At 71.3% G+C, this 20,909-nt stretch carries 26 protein-coding genes and 4 pseudogenes; 8 read left to right on the top strand and 22 right to left on the bottom strand.

Translation table 11 applies throughout. The features are described 5' to 3' along the window. Positions 1-80 precede the first annotated feature (80 nt). On the top strand, positions 81-827 hold the full coding sequence (locus ACFQ87_RS27075) for a DUF5131 family protein (RefSeq protein ID WP_380613426.1): 747 nt from the start codon (positions 81-83) through the stop codon (positions 825-827). Here the strand turns inward: ACFQ87_RS27075 and tcmP are convergent. After that, a complete protein-coding gene (gene tcmP, locus ACFQ87_RS27070; protein WP_380613425.1) occupies positions 817-1,968 on the bottom strand; it encodes a three-Cys-motif partner protein TcmP in 1,152 nt (383 codons plus the stop codon). The two genes, ACFQ87_RS27075 and tcmP, sit on opposite strands and share 11 nt — an antisense overlap. A 203-nt stretch (positions 1,969-2,171) precedes the next feature. Here tcmP and ACFQ87_RS27065 point away from each other — a divergent pair, with 203 nt between their 5' ends. Then, on the top strand, positions 2,172-2,447 hold the full coding sequence (locus ACFQ87_RS27065; RefSeq protein ID WP_380613423.1) for a hypothetical protein: 276 nt from the start codon (positions 2,172-2,174) through the stop codon (positions 2,445-2,447). On the opposite strand, the gene ACFQ87_RS27060 is transcribed toward ACFQ87_RS27065, so the two are convergent. The 11 genes from ACFQ87_RS27060 to ACFQ87_RS27010 form a co-directional block, all read right to left on the bottom strand. After that, the gene (locus tag ACFQ87_RS27060; protein ID WP_380613422.1) at positions 2,432-2,659 is read right to left on the bottom strand and encodes a hypothetical protein; all 228 of its coding nucleotides are present in this window, start codon (positions 2,657-2,659) and stop codon (positions 2,432-2,434) included. The genes ACFQ87_RS27065 and ACFQ87_RS27060 overlap by 16 nt on opposite strands. Further along, entirely contained in the window at positions 2,656-4,149 is a 1,494-nt protein-coding gene (locus ACFQ87_RS27055) for an NADH-quinone oxidoreductase subunit C (RefSeq protein WP_380613421.1), read from the bottom strand. Before ACFQ87_RS27055 ends, ACFQ87_RS27060 begins: the two co-directional genes overlap by 4 nt. 2 nt (positions 4,150-4,151) lie before the next feature. Next, positions 4,152-5,639: a proton-conducting transporter membrane subunit gene (locus ACFQ87_RS27050; RefSeq protein WP_380613420.1), complete on the bottom strand. Its 1,488-nt coding sequence runs from the start codon at positions 5,637-5,639 to the stop codon at positions 4,152-4,154. Continuing rightward, positions 5,639-6,298 carry a hypothetical protein gene (locus ACFQ87_RS27045; protein ID WP_380613419.1) on the bottom strand — a complete coding sequence of 220 codons (660 nt, stop codon included), beginning with the start codon at positions 6,296-6,298 and terminating at the stop codon, positions 5,639-5,641. Before ACFQ87_RS27045 ends, ACFQ87_RS27050 begins: the two co-directional genes overlap by 1 nt. Before the next feature lie 31 nt (positions 6,299-6,329). Then, positions 6,330-7,283 (bottom strand): respiratory chain complex I subunit 1 family protein, encoded by a 954-nt coding sequence (locus ACFQ87_RS27040; protein WP_380613417.1) that lies wholly within the window; start codon positions 7,281-7,283, stop codon positions 6,330-6,332. Between the two features lie 49 nt (positions 7,284-7,332). Beyond that, positions 7,333-9,354, bottom strand: a complete 2,022-nt coding sequence (locus tag ACFQ87_RS27035) for a proton-conducting transporter membrane subunit (protein ID WP_380613416.1) — start codon at positions 9,352-9,354, stop codon at positions 7,333-7,335. Beyond that, complete coding sequence (locus tag ACFQ87_RS27030) at positions 9,351-9,836, bottom strand: NADH-quinone oxidoreductase subunit B family protein (RefSeq protein WP_380613414.1); 486 nt, start codon at positions 9,834-9,836, stop codon at positions 9,351-9,353. The genes ACFQ87_RS27035 and ACFQ87_RS27030 overlap by 4 nt, the downstream gene beginning before the upstream one ends. Positions 9,837-10,017: 181 nt before the next feature. Then, a complete protein-coding gene (locus tag ACFQ87_RS27025; protein ID WP_380613413.1) occupies positions 10,018-10,350 on the bottom strand; it encodes an NIPSNAP family protein in 333 nt (110 codons plus the stop codon). Positions 10,351-10,377: 27 nt separating this feature from the next. Next, positions 10,378-10,707, bottom strand: coding sequence for an ArsR/SmtB family transcription factor (locus tag ACFQ87_RS27020; protein ID WP_380613470.1), 330 nt, complete (start codon positions 10,705-10,707; stop codon positions 10,378-10,380). Positions 10,708-10,862: 155 nt separating this feature from the next. Beyond that, the gene (locus ACFQ87_RS27015) at positions 10,863-11,480 is read right to left on the bottom strand and encodes a GNAT family N-acetyltransferase (RefSeq protein WP_380613412.1); all 618 of its coding nucleotides are present in this window, start codon (positions 11,478-11,480) and stop codon (positions 10,863-10,865) included. Between the two features lie 124 nt (positions 11,481-11,604). Further along, positions 11,605-11,967, bottom strand: a complete 363-nt coding sequence (locus ACFQ87_RS27010; protein ID WP_380613469.1) for an STAS domain-containing protein — start codon at positions 11,965-11,967, stop codon at positions 11,605-11,607. Between the two features lie 347 nt (positions 11,968-12,314). Here ACFQ87_RS27010 and ACFQ87_RS27005 point away from each other — a divergent pair, with 347 nt between their 5' ends. Next, the gene (locus tag ACFQ87_RS27005) at positions 12,315-12,506 is read left to right on the top strand and encodes a hypothetical protein (protein ID WP_380613411.1); all 192 of its coding nucleotides are present in this window, start codon (positions 12,315-12,317) and stop codon (positions 12,504-12,506) included. 209 nt (positions 12,507-12,715) lie between these two features. Then, positions 12,716-12,931: pseudogene (locus ACFQ87_RS27000) on the top strand (FAD-binding protein); the annotation flags it as partial. A gap of 57 nt (positions 12,932-12,988) precedes the next feature. Here the strand turns inward: ACFQ87_RS27000 and ACFQ87_RS26995 are convergent. Then, the gene (locus ACFQ87_RS26995) at positions 12,989-13,621 is read right to left on the bottom strand and encodes a M15 family metallopeptidase (protein WP_380613410.1); all 633 of its coding nucleotides are present in this window, start codon (positions 13,619-13,621) and stop codon (positions 12,989-12,991) included. Positions 13,622-13,803: 182 nt separating this feature from the next. On the opposite strand from ACFQ87_RS26995, the pseudogene ACFQ87_RS26990 reads away from it, so the two are divergent. Beyond that, positions 13,804-14,509 (top strand): annotated as a pseudogene (locus ACFQ87_RS26990) (hypothetical protein). Between the two features lie 10 nt (positions 14,510-14,519). Here ACFQ87_RS26990 and ACFQ87_RS26985 read toward each other — a convergent pair. Next, positions 14,520-14,648, bottom strand: a complete 129-nt coding sequence (locus ACFQ87_RS26985) for a hypothetical protein (protein ID WP_380613409.1) — start codon at positions 14,646-14,648, stop codon at positions 14,520-14,522. Between the two features lie 5 nt (positions 14,649-14,653). Here ACFQ87_RS26985 and ACFQ87_RS26980 point away from each other — a divergent pair, with 5 nt between their 5' ends. Together ACFQ87_RS26980 and ACFQ87_RS26975 are read left to right on the top strand one after the other, a co-directional pair. After that, positions 14,654-15,238 (top strand): DinB family protein, encoded by a 585-nt coding sequence (locus ACFQ87_RS26980; protein ID WP_380613408.1) that lies wholly within the window; start codon positions 14,654-14,656, stop codon positions 15,236-15,238. Between the two features lie 56 nt (positions 15,239-15,294). Beyond that, positions 15,295-15,948 (top strand): annotated as a pseudogene (locus ACFQ87_RS26975) (UDP-N-acetylmuramate dehydrogenase); the annotation flags it as partial. 116 nt (positions 15,949-16,064) lie between these two features. Here ACFQ87_RS26975 and ACFQ87_RS26970 read toward each other — a convergent pair. The 7 genes from ACFQ87_RS26970 to ACFQ87_RS26940 all read right to left on the bottom strand — a co-directional run bounded on the left by ACFQ87_RS26970 (position 16,065) and on the right by ACFQ87_RS26940 (position 19,973). Then, complete coding sequence (locus ACFQ87_RS26970) at positions 16,065-16,829, bottom strand: IclR family transcriptional regulator (RefSeq protein WP_380613407.1); 765 nt, start codon at positions 16,827-16,829, stop codon at positions 16,065-16,067. A gap of 35 nt (positions 16,830-16,864) precedes the next feature. Continuing rightward, positions 16,865-16,996, bottom strand: a complete 132-nt coding sequence (locus ACFQ87_RS26965) for a DUF6126 family protein (protein WP_380613406.1) — start codon at positions 16,994-16,996, stop codon at positions 16,865-16,867. Beyond that, positions 16,993-17,172, bottom strand: a complete 180-nt coding sequence (locus ACFQ87_RS26960; protein ID WP_380613405.1) for a hypothetical protein — start codon at positions 17,170-17,172, stop codon at positions 16,993-16,995. Before ACFQ87_RS26960 ends, ACFQ87_RS26965 begins: the two co-directional genes overlap by 4 nt. A gap of 21 nt (positions 17,173-17,193) precedes the next feature. After that, positions 17,194-17,676 carry an ATP-binding protein gene (locus ACFQ87_RS26955; protein WP_380613404.1) on the bottom strand — a complete coding sequence of 161 codons (483 nt, stop codon included), beginning with the start codon at positions 17,674-17,676 and terminating at the stop codon, positions 17,194-17,196. 40 nt (positions 17,677-17,716) lie between these two features. After that, a complete protein-coding gene (locus tag ACFQ87_RS26950; RefSeq protein ID WP_380613468.1) occupies positions 17,717-19,342 on the bottom strand; it encodes a SulP family inorganic anion transporter in 1,626 nt (541 codons plus the stop codon). Positions 19,343-19,422: 80 nt separating this feature from the next. After that, positions 19,423-19,779: an ArsR/SmtB family transcription factor gene (locus tag ACFQ87_RS26945; RefSeq protein ID WP_380613403.1), complete on the bottom strand. Its 357-nt coding sequence runs from the start codon at positions 19,777-19,779 to the stop codon at positions 19,423-19,425. A 2-nt stretch (positions 19,780-19,781) separates the two neighbouring features. Continuing rightward, entirely contained in the window at positions 19,782-19,973 is a 192-nt protein-coding gene (locus tag ACFQ87_RS26940; RefSeq protein ID WP_380613402.1) for a hypothetical protein, read from the bottom strand. Positions 19,974-20,192: 219 nt separating this feature from the next. On the opposite strand from ACFQ87_RS26940, the gene ACFQ87_RS26935 reads away from it, so the two are divergent. After that, positions 20,193-20,561 carry a hypothetical protein gene (locus tag ACFQ87_RS26935; RefSeq protein ID WP_380613401.1) on the top strand — a complete coding sequence of 123 codons (369 nt, stop codon included), beginning with the start codon at positions 20,193-20,195 and terminating at the stop codon, positions 20,559-20,561. A gap of 20 nt (positions 20,562-20,581) precedes the next feature. Here ACFQ87_RS26935 and ACFQ87_RS26930 read toward each other — a convergent pair. After that, a pseudogene (locus tag ACFQ87_RS26930) lies at positions 20,582-20,749 on the bottom strand (urate oxidase); the annotation flags it as partial. Positions 20,750-20,909: the final 160 nt, after the last annotated feature.

The raw sequence follows: 20,909 nt of genomic DNA, 5'->3' as shown, positions 1-20,909 counted from the left end.
GTGTCAGCAGAGGATGGTAGGCAGCGTCAGGTGACTGTCGGCGGCTCCGGCCCGTGGGCAGCAGGGCGAGGGAGCGGGCAGTGGGCGATCGGAGCGGGATCGAGTGGACGGAGGCGACGTGGAATCCGACCACCGGCTGCGACCGCGTCTCGGCCGGCTGCGGCAACTGCTACGCCCTGGCACTGGCGAAGCGGCTCAAGGCAATGGGTGCGGCGAAGTACCAGACGGACGGTGATCCGCGCACGTCCGGGCCCGGGTTCGGGTTGGCCCTCCATCCCGATGCCCTGTCCGTCCCCTACGGGTGGAGGGGGCCGCGCACGGTGTTCGTGAACTCGATGTCGGACCTGTTCCACGCGAAGGTGCCGCTCGACTTCGTGCGTCGCGTCTTCGCGGTCATGGCTGACACCCCGCAGCACACCTATCAAGTGCTGACAAAGCGGGCCCGCCGGCTGCGCCGGGTCGCGGATCGACTGGAGTGGCCGCCGAACGTCTGGGTCGGTGTCTCCGTGGAGAGCTCGGCGGAGCTGGATCGGGTCGACGACCTGCGCACGGTTCCCGCTGCCGTGCGGTTCCTGTCGTGCGAGCCGCTGCTCGGCCCACTCGACCGGTTGGACCTTCAGGGCATCGACTGGGTGATCGTCGGCGGAGAGTCGGGCCCCGGTCATCGGCCGATGGAGGAGTCCTGGGCCTTGGACGTGCGGGACGCCTGCCTGCGGGACAACGTGGCGTTCTTCTTCAAGCAGTGGGGCGGGCGCACGCCCAAGGCCGGCGGCCGTCTGTTGGACGGCCGGACGTGGGACCAGATGCCGCTGCCGCTTACGGCCTGATCGGCGGGAGCACCTGCAGGTTGTGGACCGGCGAGCCGGTGCCGTCGCTCGGGGTCCCGCCCATCGCCCGCAGGTGCTTGACCGCCTGGCGGGCCACCTTCTCGGGCACTTGGCCGTAGAACTCACCGAACACCTCGGCCGTGTACTCGACGAGTTTGAAGGACCGGCCCTGCCGCAGCAGGTTGGCGATGTTCTCGGCCATGGCCGGGACCGCCGTCTGATGGATCTTCGTAGGGTCAGGCCGCTGGAGACTCGCCACGGCGAACAGCGCGTCGCTCTCGGCCTCTTCGTTGAGTTCCAACTCCTCCCACCACGTGTCGCGGGCGCGGGAGTGGGCATCGCCGAAGGCCCACAGACCGTGGTTGCTCCGGGTTCCGAAGACGAGGTTGTAGACCGCCTTCTGACCGGGCGCCTTGGTGACCGGGACGGAGACCATGTGCATGCCGGTAGCCGCCCCGAGGCGCTCGCTGTACTCGGCGGCGACCTCATCGTCTGCGTCCCGGCTGTAGCCCTCGGCGAAGTACTCGCGCCACCACCGCCCGCCGCAGACCTCGTCCAGGCGCTCGTTGGTGCGCTCGTTCCCCTTGTCCGAGTGCGAGTTCCCGCCGATGCGGCGCACCGCCATCATGCTGAAGTTGAGCAGCAGTTCGGTCGGGGGCCAGGTCTCCTTACGGCGTCGCGCCAGGATGTCGACCAAGGTGTCGAACGGTAGCCCCAGGCCGCACGGGTCGAGGAAGAGGAACAGCGGTCGGCCGACCGCGGTAGCCAGGACCTCGTCCATCAGGCCGAGGACGTCACCGTGGAACGCGCGGGCGTCGACGCCTTGGCCACGGTACTCGGCGACGAGGGCTTCGAGGTTGGAGAAGGAAGGCGCCGATCTCTCGGCGAAGAAGCAGGTCCAGCGGAGCAGCCCTTTCGCCTGATGATCAGCCGCGATCTTCAGGACCTTGCCGGCTGAACCCGACTCGCCGTTCTCGTAGCGGCCCTCACCCGCATACCCATCCAGGTACACGACCTCGCCGCCGCTCCGCGATCCGGTCATCCCCCCGAACCTCGGTATGTAACGGCTGAGCAGTGTGTGCTTGAAGACGCTCGGCAATGCGGGTGCGTGCCAGTACTCCCCCGAGGTGCCCTTCGACATCCGTCCCCCTTCAATACCGGTGGCACATGTCAGGTGCTGCTCGATCAAGCGTGAAGGAACCGCGCCGCCGCCGTAAAGGCCTCGAACCAGACGGTGAGCTTCCAGACCTGCGGCGCGGATGAAAACAACTGGCCGACGTTGTTGCCGCAAGCCGGCCGACCGCTACCACCACGGGTCGCATCAGAACCATAGGCAGCAGCACCATGTACTCGATCAGCCTGCCCGAGAGCCTCGCCGAGACGGTCCGCGTGCACGTCGGCCCCGGCGAGTTCTCCGCCTACGTCGCCGAAGCCTTCGAACAGCGCGTCGCCATGGACAAGGTCCGCGAGACCGTATTCAGCACCGACTTCGCGCAATCACCATCAGCGTTCAGGTCTGCTCAGGAGATGAAAGAGTGTCTTGGCAGTTCGCCACCGGCCGATCCCGGAGGATCAGCCGGACAGGCGCTCCCCCAGCCGCCGCCTCACCTCGGGCCGTGAGTATGCAGGAAGACCACCGGGCCGCCATCCAGGCGGCCGGTCGCGTCCAGGCCGAGCAGGGCAGCGAGCGTCTTGGCGGTGTAGGTGCGCTCCAGGGCCAGGCCGGCCTGGGCCGAGGCTCGGGCGAGGGCCTGGTCGCCGGACCGGGTGGGGTGGGCGTAGCCGTCTCCCAGCCAGGCCGAGGTGAGCTGCGGCTGGGCGCTGCGGGTCACAGGTCGTTGCCGGCGTAGGAGAGGTTGAAGCTCTTGTTGGTGAGGGGGAAGTCGGGGACGATCGTGTCCGCGAGGGCGACCGGCAGGGCGGGCCAGTTGAAGAAGGACGGGTCGACGATCTTGACGCGGCTCAGGCGGCCGTCGGCGGCGAGTTCGATCCGGGTGGCGATGGTGCCGCGCCAGCCCTCGGCGAGGCCGCTGCCGCTGCTTGGCCGGTGATTGCCGTACGGAGGCGGCCGGTCTGCGGTGGCGCCGAGGGGCAATCTGTCGGCGAGGCGCTCGGCCAGGGTGAGTGAGGTCTGTGCTTCCTGGGCGCGGATGCGGAAGCGGGCGAGGACGTCTCCGCCGGGCAGGACGTGGGTGGTGAGGGCCTCGCCGTGGTCGTGGTCGGGGTGGGCGTGGCGGGCGTCGGTGGGCAGGCTGCTGGCGCGGGCGACGGGGCCGAGGCAGCCCAGGCCCCGTGCGGCGTCCTGGGTGAGGACGGCGGTGCCGGTGAAGCGGTCGAGGACGGTGCGGTGGCTGAGCGCGAGGTCGACCAGGTCGGCCACGTCGGCGGCGACCGCCCGCAGCCGGTCCGGCGACGGCAGGGCGCGCAGGGCGCAGCCGCCGGGCCGGATGCCGCCGCGTAGGAGGCGGTGGCCGGTGATCTCCTGGTTGAGGCGCAGGAGTTGTTCGCGGATGCGCCAGGCGTGGGCGTTGAGGATGCCGTGGCCGACGTCGTTGCACAGGGCGCCGAGGTCGGCGACGTGGTTGTGGACGCGTTCGAGTTCGAGCAGCAGAGCGCGGGCGGCCCGGGCCTCGGCAGGCACGACTGTCTGGGTGGCGTGTTCGAGGGCGAGGCAGTAGGCGAGGGCGTGGCCGACGGCGGTGTCGCCACTGACGCGCTCGGCGAGGGCGACGGCCTCGACCGGGTCCCGGCCCTCGAAGTGCTTCTCGATGCCCTTGTGGACGTACCAGAGGCGGGCCTTGAGCTTGAGGATGGTCTCGCCGACGACGGAGAAGCGGAAGTGGCCGGGTTCGATGAGGCCGGCGTGGACGGGGCCGACCGGGATCTCGTACACGCCCGGCCCCTCGACGGTGAGGAAGGGGAACGGGCCTTCGGGTTCGCCGAACGGCGGGGGCGGTCCGGCGTCCGGGCGCATCGGGTACCAGCCGCGCGGCCAGTGCGGGTGGCGGACGAGCCGCCGGGGCAGTGGGTGGTCGAGGGGGACGATGCCGTGCAGGTCGCGCATCTCCCGTTCGAACCGGCCTGCGGGAAAGGAGATTCCGGCAAGGCTGGGCACGGCCGGGTACCGCGGGTCGAGGTGGACGTGCAGTTCGGTGCGGGTGTCGGGCGGGCCCTGGACGAAGAGGTACACCACGCGGATCTCGCCCGGGTCGTGGTGCGCGGCGACCAGGGCGAGCCGGTTGCCGGCGGCGAGCAGGTCGGCTGTCTGACCGGGGAGTTCGGCGGGGCCGAGGTCGATCGTGGCGTGCTGGACGGGTGGCACGGTCAGTGGCCTCCGATCTGCGCGGCGGCGGTCAGCAGCTCGTTCAGCGGGTGGATGGTGACGCCGAGGGCCGCGCAGACGGCGAGTCCGCCCGCCAGTGGCACCCACACCGCGAACCCGGCACGCTCCGGGGCCGCCGCCGCGCCGGCAGGTCGGGGGCCGAGCAGCATCCGGGCGGTGCGGGCGGTGATCGCGGCGAACGAGGCCAGGACGAGGGCCAGTGCGACGGTGGTGGCCCAGCCGAGTGGGGAGGCGAACCCGGCGCGGGCGATGGCGAGTTCGGAGGCGAAGAGGCTGAACGGCGGCAGTGCGAGCAGGGCGAGGACGGCCAGGCCGAAGGTGCCGCCGAGCGCGGGGGCACGGGCGAGCAGGCCGCGCACCCGGCCGATCCGGGTGGTGCGGGTCAGGTGCAGGATGTGCCCGGAGGAGCAGAACGCGACGCCCTTGGCGAGCCCGTGGCCGGCCATGTGCAGCAGCAGGGCGGATAGCGCCGGCCGGCTGCCGACGGCGGCGGCCAGCGCGATAAGGCTCATGTGTTCCATGCTCGAATAGGCGAGCAGGCGCTTGTAGTCCCGCTGCCCGAGCAGCAGGGCGGTGGCGAGGGCGAGGGTGATCAGCGCTGTCCAGAGCAGCATGCTGCGGGCGAAGTGGGGGCCGAGTGCGGCGTCGGCGATCAGTTTGTAGCGCAGGACGGCGGTGAAGGCGACGGCCAGCAGGACGCCGGACATCAGCGCCGAGACCGGGGCGGGGGCCTGGCTGTGGGCGTCGGGCAGCCAGGCGTGCAGCGGGACGAGGCCGGCCTTGGCACCGAACCCGAGCAGGGCGAGGGCCGTGCCGAGGCGGACGGTGCGCTGGTCGAGGCGGTCGGCGTGGGCGAGCAGGGTCGGCCAGTCCAGGGCCTTGGCCTCGGAGATGCCGGCGTGCCGGGCGGCGTAGTAGACGAGGACGGTGCCGAGGAAGGCCAGGGCGATGCCGGCCGAGCAGATGACCACGTACTTCCAGGCGGCCTCGACGCCGGCGCGGGTGCGGCGGTGGCCGACCAGGAAGGCGGTGACGATGGTGGTGGCCTCGACGGCGACCCAGAGCACACCGAGGTTGGCGGTGAGGGTGGCCAGGGCCATGGCCGCGAGGAACAGGTGCACGAGGGCGCCGAAACGCTGCGCCGAGCCCTCGTCGGCGTGCCCGCCGGCGCGCTCGGCGGCCAGGTAGGCGGGGGCGGCAGCGCAGGCCAGCGCGCCGACCGCGCCGACGCCGAGCAGGATCCACACCGCCAGCGCGTCGGCGCGCAGTAGCCCCCCGTACTCGGAGCGCGGGCCGTGACCGGGCACGTCGGTGGCGAGGACGGCGGCACAGGCCAGGATCGCGGCCGGGGAGAGCAGCCCGGCCCACGCGGTCGCGGGCCGCCAGCCGGTGGCGGCATAGCCGGCCGCGACGGCGGCGGGCGTCGCGATCGGCAGGGTGAGCAGGAGCGCGGAGGCATCGGGGGGCATCAGTCGTGCAGCCTTCGCAGGTCGTCGAGGTCGGTGCTGCCGAAGGCGGCGCGCATCCGGGTGGTGAGGATCTGCAGGACGAGGACGGCGAACAGCACGTCGAAGGAGACGCCGAGTTCGACGATCAGCGGGACGCCGGAGGTGGCGAGGAACGCAACGGCGGTGATGCCGTTGTCGACCAGCAGGAAGCCGACCACCTGGGAGAGCGCGTGGCGGCGGGTGACCAGGGCGAAGAAGCCGATGAGGACGACGGCCAGCCCGACCGGCAGCGCTCGGGTGGCGGGCGAGGGCGCGAGTTCGGTGAGCGGGCGGGCGACGGCGTACGCGAGCAGGGTGAGCGCGGCGGCGGTCAGCAGCGAGGCGGCGACGTTGACCAGAGGTGTGGTCTCCTGCGTGCCGCCGCTGGCGGTGAGCGCGCGGCGCATCAGGTGGGGCAGCACGCCGGCCCGTAGGACGGCGATGCCGGCGGCCACCCCGACGAGGTCCCAGCGGTGCTCATGGACGGCGAGCAGCGCCGCGATGGCGGCGAGCGCCGCGCCTTGGGCGGCGAACACCCGGACGATGGCGGAGAGTTCGCGCCGCCACAGCACCAGCACGGCGGCGAGCAGCAGGATTCCGCAGGCGAGGTCGAGTAGTTGGGTGAAGGTTCCGTCGCTCATCGGCCTCGGGTCCAGGGATTCATCGACGGGCTCACTCTCCGGTGAGGAAGTAGGAGGAGGCCACGGCCAGCAGCGCCAGCAGGAAGGAGCCGGCGAGCAGTTCGGGCACCCGGAACAGGCGGACCTTGGCCCAGAACACCTCGGCCGCGGCCAGCAGTGCCCCGAGCAGCGCGACCTTGACGGCGAACAGCAGCAGCGCGAGCAGGACGGCTGCCGCCCCGGCGCCGGTGGCGATACCCCACGGGGTGAAGAGCGAGGCGAGCAGGCCGAGCAATACGGTCAGCCGCATCTGGGCGCCGAGTTCGACGAGCGCGAGGTCCGGCCCGGCGTACTCCAGCACCATCGCCTCGTGGATCATGGTGAGTTCGAGATGGGTGGACGGGTTGTCCACGGGCAGCCGGCCGGTTTCGGCGAGGACGACCACCGCGAGGGCGAAGGCGGCGAGCAGCCCGGTGGGGGTGGCGAGCCGGGCCGGGTCGTGGGCGGCACCGGCGACGATCGCGGCGAGGTTGGTGGAGCCGGCCGGGATGGACAGTGCGAAGACCGCCATCAGCAGGGTTGGTTCGACCAGGGCAGCCACGGTCATCTCGCGGGAGGCGCCCATGCCGCCGAAGGCCGTCCCGGTGTCCAGACCGGCCAGCGCGAGCGAGACTGTGCCCAGAGCGAGCAGCGCGACCACGACGATCAGGTCGGCGGAGTCGCTGACCGGGGTGTCGGTCGAGGCCAGCGGTACCAGGGTGGCGACCACGGCGGTGGTGGCGACCAGCAGCAGCGGGGCGGTGCGGAAGGCCCACCCGGTGCCGGTGGCGGTGACCGGTCGTTTGCGCAGCAGTTTGCGCAGGTCGCGCCAGGGCTGGCCGAGGCCGGGCCCGGCGCGGCCCTCCAGGCGGGCCCGGACCTGGCGCATCAGCCCGGCGAGCCACGGCGCGCCGCCCGCCACCACGGCTGTCTGGGCCACCATCGCCGCCGCCCCGACGGCGCTCATGTGCCCGCCTCTCCCCCAGCCTTCGGACGGGGGTGCCCCCATCGCTCGCTCATCGGGTCACCGCCAGCGCGACCAGCAGGGTGATCAGCCCGAAGAATCCGTAGCCCAGGTAGCGGTGGACGCTGCCGTCGGCCAGCCGGCGGGCTGCCCGGCCCGCCTCGGCGAGCAGCGCCAGCACCGGGCGGTAGAGCCGGTGTTCGATGCGGTCGGGCACCGTCCGCTGGTACCGGACGCGTTCCACCAGGTACGCGGCCTCGCGCACCGGGGTGACGTCGATGTCCTGTTCCGGGGCGAGGACGTCGTCGAAGACCCGTTGCAGCGGCTCGGCGAAGGAGGTCGCGGTGTATTCCATCCGGGCGGTGGGCGCGCCCGCGCCGCAGTCCCAGAGCGGGGCCTGCCTGCGCCGGGGCTCGCGGGCCGCCAGCCGCAGCAGCAGGGCGAGCAGGAGGACGGCGGCGACCAGCGCGAGTGCCAGCCAGAGCGGGGCGAGGACCCCGGACACCTGGGCCAGGCGCAGGTGCAGTCCGGGCGCGTCCACCGGATGGCCCCCGGCGAGCCCGGACGCGGCGGTGGCCCGGGCCAGAGCGTCGGCCAGCACCCCGGGGAACAGCGCCAGCGCGGCGCAGGCGGCGGTGAGCAGGCCCAGGCCGGTCAGCATGGCCCGCGGGCTCTCGACGGCCGAGGAGGCGGCGGTGCTGCGCGGGCGGGCGAAGAAGCCGACGCCCAGGGCCTTCACGAAGGCCGCCGCCGCCAGGCCGGCGGACAGGGCGATCGCGGCGATCGCCACCGGCAGCACCACCGCGGTGGCCACGCCGGGCACTGCGAGGCCGTGGATCAGCGACTGGAGCAGCAGCCACTCGCTGATGAAGCCGTTGCCCGGCGGCAGCGCCACCGCGCCCAAGGCGCCGACTGCGAACAGCGCGCAGGTGACCGGCATCCGGGCGCGCAGCCCGCCGAGGGCGTCCAGGTCCCGGGTGCCGGTGGCCCGTAGCACCGAGCCGGCCGCGCAGAACAGCAGCGCCTTGAACGCCGCGTGGTTGACCACGTGCAGCAGGGCCGCGGCCAGGGCGAGCGCGGCCAGCGGCTGGTCGCCGCCGGTGGAGAACAGCCCGGCCGCGCCCACGCCGAGCAGGACCAGGCCGAGGTTCTCGCAGGTCGAGTACGCCAGCAGGCGCTTCAGGTCGGTGGCGACGGCCGCCTGGACGATCCCGTACACGGCCGACAGCGCGCCGAGGGCGATGGTCAGCAGCCACCACCAGCGGGGCCCGCCGCCGAGGAGGTCGAGGCCGACGCGGACCAGGCCGTAGGCGCCGAGGTTGACCATGGCGGCGCTCATCAGCGCGGAGACGTGGCTGGGGGCCTCCGGGTGGGCCCGGGGCAGCCAGGCGTGCAGTGGCACCATGCCTGCCTTGGACCCGAATGCGGCGAGCGCCAGGACGAACACCGTGCCCCGTACGGCGGGTGAGAGGGCGCCGGCAGCGGCGCGCAGGGCGGTGAAGGACTGCCCGCCCGCGCGGGCCGCGAACAGCAGCAGGGCGATCAGCAGCAGGATCAGGCCGAGGTGGGTCATCACCGCGTACCAGAGCCCGGCCTCGCGGACCTGGCGCCGGTGCCGGTGCTCGGCCAGCACCAGCAGCAGCGAGGTCGCCGCCATCAGCTCCCACAGGAGGAGGAAGGTGGCGACGCTCGCGGCGGTCGGCACCAGGAGCAGGGTCCAGGCGAAGACCGGGAGCACCGCCTGCACCGGGCGGGCCGTCAGGCCGTGGCCGGTGTAGCCGATCCCGTACACCGCGACCGCGGCCACCACGCCGCCGGAGACGGCCATGAACAGCCCGGAGAGGGCGTCGACGGTGAGGTCGACCCCGGCGAGTGGGAGCAACTCCGGTAACCGGGCCGCCCAGTGGGCGCCGCCCAGCGCCGCCGCCCCCGCCACCGCGCCGGCCGCGCCGACCCCGGCGGTGCACACGCCGACAGCCGCTGCACGCCCGCGCTCGGGTACCAGCAGCGCGGCGGCACTGCCGGCGGCGGCCAGCGCGGTCGCGACGCCAAGGGCCGGGCCGATCGTGGTCACCGGCCGGTCACCCTGCGCAGTGCCGCCACGATCGCGGCCGGCTCGGGCGGGCAGCCCGGCACCTCCAGGTCCACCGGCACCACGTCCCTCACAGCGCCCTCGACGCCGTAAGCACCGGCGAACAGGCCGCAGTCGAGCGCGCAGTCACCCACTGCCACCACCAGCCTGGGCTCCGGCGCCGCCTCGTAGGTGCGGCGCAGCGGCTCGGCCATGTTGCGGGTCACCGGACCGGTGGCCAGCAGCACGTCCGCGTGCCGGGGCGAGGCCACCAGCCGGGCCCCGTACCGCTCCGCGTCATAGACCGGGCCGAACGCGCCGCCGATCTCGATCTCGCAGCCGTTGCACGAGCCCGCATCCACATGCCGTACCTGCACCGAGCCGGCGAGGGGGCGGGCCTGGGGCGGGACGTCCTCGGCGGTGGGTGCGGGCGGGGCCGGCTCGGCCATCCGTCCGGTGTCACGGATCTTGCGCAGCAGACCCACGTCTCCGACCTCTCCGCCCCGGTAAGGGCTCTCCCCGCAGCCGATTCCGTCCGCCTGCGTGCGCAGGCCTTCGCGGAACGTGACTGCCTTGCGGACTTTCGGAGATTAGCAACTGCTGGGCTTCATAGAACAGCATGCCAGGCGGCCGGTTCAGCCCTTCGAGGGAACGGGCGGCCGGGGCTCAGCGGCGCAGCGCCGTGATCGCCGCTTCGGAGGCCGCGACGACGATGCTGTGGCAGCTCGCTATGCGCGAGACGATGGCCTCGCGCGGCCCCAGGCGCCAGGCGTCGCTGCCGTAGAACGTGTCCTCCCGCTCGCGGTGGTGCGCGAGGGAGGCGAACGCCCGGATCAGGTAGGCCTCTTCGTGGCCGTCCTCGTCGACCAGGGACGGGCCGCAGTCCACGACGTCGATGCCGTGCGCGCGCAGCAGCGGCACGGACTCCTCGCGCATGACGCGGACGAACTCGTCCCGGGTGCCGGGGTGCAGACGGTAGGTGCGTATCTCGATGATCATGCCCGGCAGGCTATCGGCAGGGCGGCCTCAGGTGGTCGTCCGCAGATCGTCCAGCAGTTCGGCCTGGCCGGTGATGACGTCGCCGAGGATGCCCCGGGCGACCGTGAGGAGTTCGGCGACCTCGGGGGTGGTGAGGCGGTAGTAGACCGTGGAGCCCTCGCGGCGGGAGGAGACGAGCCGGGCACGGCGCAGCACGGCGAGTTGCTGGGACAGGTGGGCGGCCTCCACGCCGACCTCGGGGAGCATCTGGGCGACGGCGTACTCTCGCTGGCTCAGCAGTTCCAGGACCCGGATCCGCACGGGGTGGCCGAGCGTCTTGAAGAACTCGGCCTTCAGCTGGTACAGCGGGACGCTGATCACCGGAGGCGGGGTGGGGGCTTCGGCGTTCACGTCGTCACCGTCTCCATCAGCGCTCGAAAGCGGACCTCTATCTGGTCCGACTTTAGCAATTGTGCAGTTCATGTGATCGCCAAGGGCGCCCCGACCGGCCTTCGCGGGTGCGGCTGCGGCGGTCAGCGCGCGACAGCGGGGCGGCCGCGGTGCCGTTCCCACTCGGGGCCGAGAATCGACATCGTGATCTGGTCCACCCAGGCTCCGTCGTACCGCAGGGCGTCGCGCTTGACGCCCTCCGCGACGAACCCCGCCTTCTCGTAGGCGCGCCGAGCGCGCGGGTTGAAGGCGAACACCCCCAGCGAGATCCGGTGCAGGCCGAGGCGCTCGAAGCCGTAACCGACGATCAGCCGTACCGCTTCGGTGCCCAGCCCGCGGTCCTGTCCGGCCGGGGCCAGGGCGATGCGGAAGCTGCAGCTGCGGTTGCCGCCGTCCCACTCGTTCAGCACGGCCTCGCCCACGCACACTCCGCTCGCCCGTTCGACGACGGCGAGGTCCAGCCGGTCCGACTGCTCGTGCCGGGTGCCGTACCAGGCGCGCATCTGCTTCTCGGCGGCCTCGTTCCAGGGCTCCGGCTCGACCGGGCCGTGGTCGCTGCCGGTCAGCCGGCCGACCTCCGGGTCCTGCAGGATCGCACGCAGGGCCGGAGCGTCCTGGTCCAGCAGGAACGGACGCAGGGTCACCTTTCGTCCGACAAGCACGGGTTTGACGGAGAAGTCCGTCCTGGGAAGATCGTTCATGGGCCGGATTCTGGAGAGAAAGTCCGGCCGGGGCAAGTCACTTATCGCTGCCCGCAAACTCACGGCTTCCGGGGTGAAGTCCATCGTCAGAGCAGGCGAGCTCCGCGGGAAGGTCGCGGATCGCTCATGGTCGGGGCCGCGAGTCGGCGGTCACGCCCAGGGCTGCCAGCGCGGTCTGCAGGTCAGAGCAAACGCGCATGAGGCCGAGGGCGGCACCGGTCGCGAACAGCGGCGCCGCCCGGTCGCGAAGGCCACACAACATCAGTGGGGAACGGTCGGTGCCGAGCCGGCCGGCGGCGTCGACGATCGCCGCCTCGCCTTCCTGGCTCCAGCCGAGCAAGCCGGACAGGTCGATCACCAGCGGGCCCGTGCAGCGTGCGCGGGCCCAGTCGAACGCACCGTGGAACCGGTGCACCACCCGCTCGCCGAGGTACCCCGTGAGCCGAAGGACACCGACGCCATCCATCTCTTCAAGCTCCCACTGCATGCTCACCGCCGCCCTCCCGTCGGAGACACCACACCGCAAGGGCGGCGGTGAGCACAAGGACAGCCCCGCCGACCAGCAGGGGGAGCGGAAGCCCGGGCCATCGGCGGTAGTGCCGCACACCTGGCGCGGTGCAGCACGACCCGTCCGGCACCAGGTACGGAGCGGACGACACCACGGCGCTTCGGCCCGGTGAGATACGCACTCCGGCTCCCTTCACTGTCCTCGCAGTTGCGAATCTTAGCAAATGATAAAGTCGTCGCACGGGAGGCCCCCGGAAGCGCCTCCTGCGGTGGAGGCCACCCGGCGGCGCCGCACCAGGTCCCGCCAAGCGCGACAGGGGAAAGCGGATGGACGACGGGTCCGAGGAGATGCTGCGCCGCCGGGCCGTCGAGCTGCGACGGACCCAGGCGAGGGCCGCCGAGCAGGGCGACGCCTGGGCGCTGGCCGGCGTGGACCTTGAGGACCTTGAACGCAGCGCCAGGCGTCGCGGTTTCGACCTGTCATCAGAAGCGGGATCCGGCGGGTCGGCCTACTGCTGACAGGAGTTCGGCCGACCCGGTCGGTCACTTACCGGGAACCGTCCGGTTCACGTCGTCCGGCAGAATCTCCACGCCGCTATCCCGGACCAGCCGCGGGCCATCTCGAAATCATCGACGGCCACGAACACGGGAGAGGGATCACGCAGCCGGGCCCTCTGCTGCCATCTCCTTGAACGACCACCCAGTCTGACGCCGCGCAGGAACTCCACATCCCCCTCGCCCCGCTGACCACCATCCACCTCGGCGGACCGGCCCGCCGACTGGTCGCCGCGACCACCGACGCCGAGATCGTCGAGACAGTGCGCGCTGCCGATGCCGTCGGTGAGCCGCTGCTCATCATCGGCGGCGGCAGCAATCTGATCATTGGCGACAAGGGCTTCGAGGGGACCGCGCTGCTCATCGCGACAACCGGCTACACGCTAGATGATCGATTCCAAGGGATGTCGGTGACTGTGTACTGAGGTCCCGCTGGTTCGAGGTGGTCAGGCTGGTCCGTAGATGGCGCTGTCGGCCTTGGTGATCAGCGCCCAGTACCGGTCGCCGTAGGACCAGTGCCACCACTCGGTGGGGTAGTTGATGAAGCCGGCGCCGCCCATGGCTCGGGCCAGGAGGTCGCGATTGTGGCGCGCTCGGTCTGATAGTCCTGAGGCGTCCAGCGGACAGTACTTCTCGTCTCCGGTGCGGTGGCCGTTCACGGCACCACCCATGTCCAGCTCGACGCCATCGGCATCGATGAGCGTCAGGTCGAGGGCCGCGCCGGCACAGTGTGGCGCCACCTCGATCGGGGAGACGAAGGCGCTGGCCTGGCGCCGCAGGTCGGCAGGGTCGGTGATGCCGGAGCGGCGCAGGCGGTCCTCGTAGAGGGCAAACCGCCGCGCCTGCTCGGTGCTGCTGCGATGCCCTTCTATGACGAGGAACCTGACGCCATCGGGAAGCCTCTCGGATGCTGAGCGCAGACGCTCGAGCACGCCGATCCTGACCCGGCCGTAGGCCCCGGCCTGGTCACGCTCCCGGGGGTCCAGTGCAATCGCCGGGACGGAGGCGATCTCTGCGAGAGGCTCGCCGCAGTCGTGCACCGGGATATTGATCACCTGGGGATCGCTCAGCAAGATCATGGATCCTGAGCCTAACCGTCGGGGCCTACGGCGAAATCCGGCCCCCGCGTGCTGTCGGCACGGCCAGCCCGCAACGCCGGGCCTGCAGGCCAGGACCTGCCGTCGATCGCGGAAGCGGCCGTGAACGGGCAATCACCCGCAGGTCCCTGCGCGGAGGCGGCGAGGAAGTCCAGCATCGGTGTGTGAAGACAGAGTTGGACTCCCTCCGCGACCGCACTCTATGTGAAGACCGACGACCTATCTGAAGGATTCGCCGCAACTCGCTCCCCGGCGGCCGGTCGTGGGCATCGCGCCGCAGCTCAGCGACCCGGAGCTGGTCACCTTGGCGATGATGCAGGCAATGCTCGGCTTCACCTCCGAGGCCCGCTGGCTGCGGCACGCACGCGCCCACCTCCGGCACCTGTTCCCCTACCTACCCAAGCAGCCCGACTGCAACAAGCGGCTGCGCAAGGCCGCCGACCTCATCCGCCGCGTCACCCGCGTGCTCGCCCGTGACACCACGCTGTGGACCGACGATGTGTGGGTGGTGGACTCCACTCCGGTCGAATGCGGACGCTCCCGCGAGACCGTCAAACGCTCCGTTGGCCGGATGGGCCCAGTACGGCTACTGTGCCAGCCACGCACGGTACTTCTGGGGCCTTCGGCTGCACCTGGTCTGCACCCTGGGCGGCCTGCCCGTGGCGTTCGCGCTGAGCCGCTGCGGCAGGTCATCGAATCGATCAACGAGACCTTCAAGGGCCAACTCGACCTCGAATGACACCGCGGCCGCACCCTCGGCGGAGTGCCGTCCGGGTCCTGCAACGCGTCCTCGCGCTCACCGCCGCAATCTGGCACAACGACCGCACCGGCCAGCACGTCATGCGCGCCCTGACCGTCTACGACCACTAAAGAGGTTGTCTCACGTGGCAAGTTTCGCGAGCTTCTTGTAGCAGGTCAGGGCGGCGGCCATGGCCAGGCCTCGGCTCTGCCAGTCGTTGCGGACCACGTACGGGATCTTGAGATCACGAGCAGCCCATGGCAGGCTCATGCCGCATGATCGATGGATTCGCGAAAGACAACCTGCACGGGAGACTGCGGCGGGACCGCGAGGCGCTGCTGTGGAAGCTCGACGGCTTGTCCGAATACGACGCCCGCCGACCTTTGACAGCGACCGGGACCAACCTCCTCGGCCTGGTCAAACACGTGGCCACCGTCGAGGCCAGGTACTTCGGCGAGGTCTTCGACCGCCCTTCCCCGGAACCGCTGCCCCGGTGGCAGGACTCCGACGGCAGCGATCTGTGGGCGGCCGAGGACGAGACCCGCGATCAGATCATCGGGTTCTACCGGCGCACGTGGGAACGCTCGGACGCGACGATCAACGAGCTTCCCCTTGACGCCCCCGGCCACGTGCCGTGGTGGCCGGAGCCTTATGCCGACACGAACCTGTTCGCCGTCATGGTCCATGTCCTCGGCGAGTCCATCCGGCATGCCGGGCACGCCGATATCCTGCGCGAGGGCCTCGACGGCCGGACCGGGTTGCGCGCCGAACACGAGAAGCAGATCGACGAGGAAGCCCGTGCAGCCTACTGCGCGAAGATCGAGCAGGCCGCCAGGTCGGCCGCACCAATCAAGGCTTAGAGGTCCGGTCCCGCGGGGGACCACGGCGGCGCCGACCCGTCAAACTCCGCGCGGACAAGAACGTCAGCGCCTACGGCGAAGAGGTCGCAAATACCGTCACTGAGGTCGTCGCCTACGACCGCATGGCCCGCAAGACCGTGACTCTGGACAACGCGGCCTGTGGCTTCTCCTATCGCCACAGCACCTTCAAACGCCAACCGAACCGGTACGTCGTCCTGCACGTCCGCTTCGCCCTGGAGGACGCTGGCGGCATGTCCACACCCGTCCGCTACGCGGAGGTGGCGGGGTCGCTGGGCGTTCAGCAGGACGAGCGCGTGCCCCTGAGCACGGCCTGGAGGCATGTGCGGGCACTGCGGGCCAGCAAGGGCATGGTGCTGGCCCCAGAACACCACGACACCTGGTCTGCTGGTTCCTTCTTCACCAACCCTGTTCTCGACTCGGTCCAGTACCTGGATTTCCTCACTCGCGTCTACGACCGCCTCGGCCCTGACGTGACACCCCCAGCCTTCGATGCCGCGGACGGCAGCACCAAGGTCCCGGCGGCCTGGCTGATCGAAAAGGCTGGCTTCGCCAAGGGCCACGGCAGCGGCCCAGCCCGCCTGTCCACCAAGCACACCCTCGCCCTCGCGCGCGAGGTCCGTGACGGGTTCCACACGGCGTTCGGCGTGAGTCTCGTCAACGAGCCCGTGCTCGTCGGCGCCGAACTTTAAGGACCTTCGGGCTCCTCTACTGGTGGACGCTCTAACCCGTCCCGCGCTCATGCCTCCGCTTCGCCCTTCGGCATGGATCGGCCCCGGCGCGGCGGGCCGCGCGAGCGCCTTCAGGTTCAGTGCAACCCGGCGCCCAGGTCACGGGAGATGGCCCGCGCGGTGTCCCGAACGGCGCTCACCAGGCCGGGCCGTACGGTCCCGCCGTCGCAGATGCGTTCCACTGGGCCGCTGACGCCCACTGTCCCGACCACGTTCCCCGGTCGGTCGTGGACCGGCGCGGCTACCGACGCGGTGCCCGCCCATGCCTCATCCATCGAGCCGGCCCAGCCGCGCTCGCGGATCAGCACGTCCTCGGCGGCGACGTCCGCGCCATCCGTGGGGCTCCCCAGGGTCAATGCCTCACAGGTCCGGCCAGGTGGGTTCCGGCGCAACGACGGGTCGTGGGCCAGCAGGACCTTGCCGAGCGCGGTGGCGTGCAACGGCTGCATGGTGCCCACGTCCAAGGCTTGGCGGCTGTCGTCGGGCCGGAAGACGTGGTCGACGATCAGCAACCCGTGCTGGTGGGGCACACCGAGGTGGACGGCCTCCTGCGACACATGGGCAAGGTCGTCCGTCCACGGCCGGGCGCGGGCGCGCAGCTCGTGCACATCGAGGTAGCTGTGGCCGAGACGCAGGAGTTCGGCTCCGAGCTGGTACTTACTGCTGCCGGGGTCCTGTTCGACGAGCCCTTCCTCGCGCAGGGTACGGAGGATTCCGTGTGCGGTGGCTTTGGCCAGTCCCAGGGAAGTGGCGACTTCCGCGAGGCCGAGTCGGCGTTCACCGCCGGCGAGCAGGCGCAGGATAGCGGTTGCGCGGGTCAACGACTGGATAGGGCGGGACACAGGACGTCTGCTCGATGCTCGTTCGGCGACGGGGTTCAGTGGCGGTTGCCGAGGGCGAAGAGCAGGATGACGAAGCCGGCGAACAGGTGGGTCCCTAGGATGTAGACCCCGGCCCGGATCAGCATGGCCTTGCGCCGGCTCTTCTCCTCCGAGGTGGCGTCGCTCATGGCCGGTGCTCCTGGTGTCGGGTGACGGGGCGGTCGTGGCGGGGCCGGGGGCGGATGTGCAGGCGCTCGCCGGTGACGGCGGCTCGGGCGAGGCGTTCGCGCAGGGCGGGCAGGTCGACGACGTCGGGGGTGGTGGGGGTGCCGTGGTCATCGTAGGGGGTGATCTCGAAGCGCAACGGTGTCCTTCCGGGTGGGGCTCAGGGTGCGGGCTTGGCGGGCAGGGGCAGTTGGACGCGGACGGTCTTGCCCGCGCTCAGGGTGGAGGGGGCGATGGCGAGGTGGCCGCCGAAGTCGTAGACGAGTTCGGCGATCACCTGCAGGCCGCCGCCGGCCGACACCCCCGGCACGCGGGGGTGCTGGTCGGCCACCAGGACTTCGAGGTAGCTGTCGCCCACGCTCACGGTCAGCCCGAGCTGGGGTGAGCGCTCGGCGGCGTGGCGCACGCAGTTGGTCACCAGCTCGGTGACGATCAGCAGAGCGGCGTCCAGGACGGCGGCGCCGCGCGGCAGGCCCCACGCGGTGAAGCGGATCTGCGCGGTGTGCCGGGCCAGCGGAATCGAGGACGGGAGCGTCGGAAGGGACAGCGTGAGGTGCCGCCCGGAGGCGATGGGCGGGTCCTCGCGGGCGGGCGGAACGTCGTCCCATTCGCGCCAGTTCCGGCGTCCCCAGCGGCGCTTCACCGCCGGGGCTCGCTGGGTGCGGTCATCGGTCGGCTCCGTTTCATGCCGTGGCGTCGGCCAGGACGCCGGCGGTGTGCAGTTGGGTGCGGGCGTGGGCGATGGCGTCGGGGGTGTGGGCGAAGACCCGGCCCGCCGCGTGCAGATCGTCCAGGACGCCGAGCGCGTCCAGGGTGCGCCGGTGGCCGGGCTTGACGCCGGAGACCAGGACCAGGATGCCGTGCCGCTCCAGCTTGCTGATCGCGTCGCCGAGGACGAGGGCGCCGGTGGAGTCGATGGCGGTGACCTGGGACATGCGCAGGATGACGGCCTTGACGTCGGCGGTCTCGGCGAGCTGGAGCAGGAAGCGGTGGGCGGCGGCGAAGAACACCGGGCCGTCTATCCGGTAGGCGGCGATGTGCTCGGCGAGCAGTGCCTGCTCCTCCTCGTGGTGGTCGGCCGGAGGGAGACCGTCGTGCAGGGGTACCTGCTGCAGCCTCGCGGACTGTGCGACCTGGCGCAGGGCCAGGATCCCGGCGACGGCCAGGCCGACGATGACGGCGGTGACCAGGTCGAAGGCCAGCGTGGCGGCGGCGGTGAGGACCAGGACGGCGGCCTCGCCGCGTCCGCTGCGGGCCAGCGCGCGCAGCGAGGCGACCTCGACCATCCGGACGGCGGTGGCGATCAGCACGCCGGCGAGTGCGGCCAGCGGGATGTCCTGCACGAGGGGTGCGGCGGCGAAGACGACTACGGCGAGCACGGCGGCGTGCACCAGGGCGGCGAGCCGGGAGGCGGCGCCGGAGCGGACGTTGACGGCGGTGCGGGCGATCGCGCCGGTGGCGGCGACGCCGCCGAACAGCGGGGCGACCAGGTTGGCCACTCCCTGACCGAACAACTCCCGGTCGCTGTCGTGGCGTTCGGAGACGCTCATCGCGTCGGCGGCGGTCGCTGACATCAGCGACTCCAGCGCCGCCAGCGCCGCGACCGCGAAGGCGGCGGTGAGCAGATGCGGAACGGCGCCGAGGTCCAGGAACCCCAGGGACGGCAGCGGCAGGCCGGCCGGAAGGTGACCGATGGTCGCCACGTCCAGGTGGACGAAGTGGGCCACCACGGTCGCGGCGGCGACGGCGAGCAGCGAGAACGGAATGCCGGGGCGCCACCGGGCGCCGGCCAGCATTACGGCGACGACGCCGAGCGCCACCGCAATCGCCGCCGGGTGCGGGTGGCGGGCGAAGTCCGCGACGGCCTGGGCCGCCACGACCACGACGTTCTCCGCGTCGCCCTTCGTGACGCCGAGCGCGGCGGGCACCTGCTGGAGCCCGATCACACCGGCGATGCCAAGGGTGAAGCCCTCCACCACCGGGGCGGGAACGTAGGCCATGAAGCGGCCGGCGCCACCCAGGGCGAGAGCGATCAGCAGTGCACCGCTGATCAAACCGACGGTGAGCACGCCGGAGGTGCCGTACTGGTGCACGATCGGGATCAGGACCACGGTCATGGCCCCGGTCGGGCCGCTGACCTGGAGGTTCGAGCCGCCGAATATCGCGGCCAGCGCCCCGGCGACCACAGCGGTGGCCAGCCCGGCCTCGGCACCCGCCCCGGACGCAACCCCGAAGCCGAGGGCGAGTGGCAGGGCCACGATCGCCACCGTCAGGCCGGCCAGCAGGTCCTTGCGCGGCGAGCGGCCCATGGTGGCGAGGACCGCGCGATTCGGCAGAACAGCGCGGACGCGTCCGGCAGCACGGTTCAGAAGGGTCGGCTGTACGGCACTCACGCGGTCTTCTCCCGGACGTCCTGCACGTCGGCCCCGCGCAACTCGGCGAGCAGCGCCCCTTGGTCGGTGATCATCTCAGTGAGGATGCGGCGCGCGGCCCGCAGCAGCTCGGCGACGTCCGGCGTGCTCAGCGCGTAGACCACGGTGCTGCCCTCGCGGGTGGCGGTGACCAGGTTGCTGCGGCGCAGGACGCCGAGCTGCTGGGAAAGGCTGGACGGCTCGATCTCGATCGAGGCGAGCAACTCGCGAACTGGGCGCGGACCGTCCTGGAGCAGTTCCAATACGCGAATGCGCGCCGGGTGGCCGAGCGTACGGAAGAACTCCGCCTTGGCCTGGTAGAGCGGGACGGCCATGCTCAGTCTTCTTCCTGTTCCCCGGTGGTGTGCTCGACCTCGATGCCGTGGTGGGCGGCGATCCGCAGGAGCTGCGTGATGCGTCCGGCGTACGCCTGGGCGCCGTCCTCGTCCCCTGCCGCCTGCGCGCTTGCCCGCTGCCGGCGGGCCTCGGCGAGCTGCTCGCGAAGCTCCTGGTCGAACACGTCGCTCATGTGCCCCTCCTCGCCACGGACGCTGCCGCCCCCTGGCCACACTCCTGCCGGATACAAGGCAGCATCATCTATGAACTTGAAGAATTCTTCAACTTGCGATCATTGCAAGTGCCCGATTGCTCGATACGGGGGTGATAGTGATCAACAGCGGTCATTGCCCCGACAGAAGCCGCCCTCATCCGTAGCCTGCGAAGTCAACGACCTGGTGAGGAGAAGCAGATGGCGAACGTCGACAGTGCCCTCAAGGATGCAATGACGATCGACGGGGCGCTCGGCGCTGCCGTGGTCGACGCCGGGAGCGGGATGGCCCTGGGCATGCTCGGCTCCACCCAGGACGTGGAGCTGGCGGCGGCTGGCAGCACCGACATGTTCCGTGCCGCCTCCCGCTCCTTGGACGCGCTCGGTCTGCACGGCGAGCAGATCGAGGACGCCCTGACCACGCTCACCCACCAGTACCACCTGATCAGGCCGCTGACCCGCCCCGGGGGCAGCGGCCTGTTCCTCTACCTCGTCCTGGACCGCGCGCGGGCCAACCTGGCGATGGCCCGCCACCAGATCCGGCGGATCGAGGCCGAGCTGGAGGTGTGAAACGCTCCGTCAGGGCGTGATCAAACGACGATCCAGTCCTCGACGGGGATGACCGGGACAACACCGGGACGGTGCACGGTGCCCTCGATCAGGCCGTACATGCGGTCGGCTGCGTAGCAGACCTCGTTGTCGTTCTGCAGGCCGAACGGCTCCAGGTCCACCAGGAAGTGGTGCTTGTTGGGCAGGTTGTCGGCCGAAGCTGTGGGCAGCCCGGACCGGGTGCTGCTGCCAGACACCGTACCCGAGGGCTACACCCAGGTCCTCTGCGAATGACAGATCAGGCTCACCGGCTACCTCATGCCGGACCCAGCAGCCTGAGGTGTCAGAGCGATGGAGCAGGATGAGCAC

This window comes from Kitasatospora sp. NPDC056531, assembly GCF_042794375.1.
GTDB lineage: Bacteria > Actinomycetota > Actinomycetes > Streptomycetales > Streptomycetaceae > Kitasatospora.
This window is presented reverse-complemented; position numbering and strand designations above follow the sequence as displayed.